A 463-nucleotide genomic window follows, 5' to 3' on the forward strand; every position below is an offset into this window, starting at 1 on the left:
GCCTTGACCGATACGTCATCCAGATTGAATGCCCAAAGCTGGCCGGCGCTGAACAGGCAGAGCAGTGCAGAGCCCGCTACCAGAGCATTTCGAAACCGTTTGGCAGACAATTTTGGTGCATTACAGGGACTAACAATCACGAGCAACCCTCGCCGAAAACAGATCAAAAAACCAACGGCCAGTTAAAGTGCCAGCACGGTGTACGGTGGAAAAAACCGACCCTGCGGACCACTCTTGCCAAGTTGGCGAGCATTGTTCCGACTCCCATGGGGCAAAATGATTCCCCAACAGGCCGCGGACAAGTCTCTACCTAAGTCAAAATGGACCAACGAACGCTGATCCCCGTAGCGCGCGATTATCTAGTAGGCCGCGTTACAACGCATCAGGGGGAAGCAAGTATTTATCGGGAAAAGCCTCTGTTTTCAGCCGAAATGCCCTTAAAAACATGTTTCAAGCGCTTTCA

Annotated in this window: 1 protein-coding gene; it reads left to right on the top strand. The window is 51.8% G+C overall.

The genetic code is table 11. From position 1 onward, the window contains the following. Positions 1-314 (top strand): hypothetical protein (locus tag AC1DLB_RS32040; RefSeq protein ID WP_477786541.1); only part of this gene is annotated, 314 nt, incomplete at its 5' end. Positions 315-463 lie beyond the last annotated feature (149 nt).

It is taken from the genome of Pseudomonas sp. 05N434 (assembly GCF_056396965.1).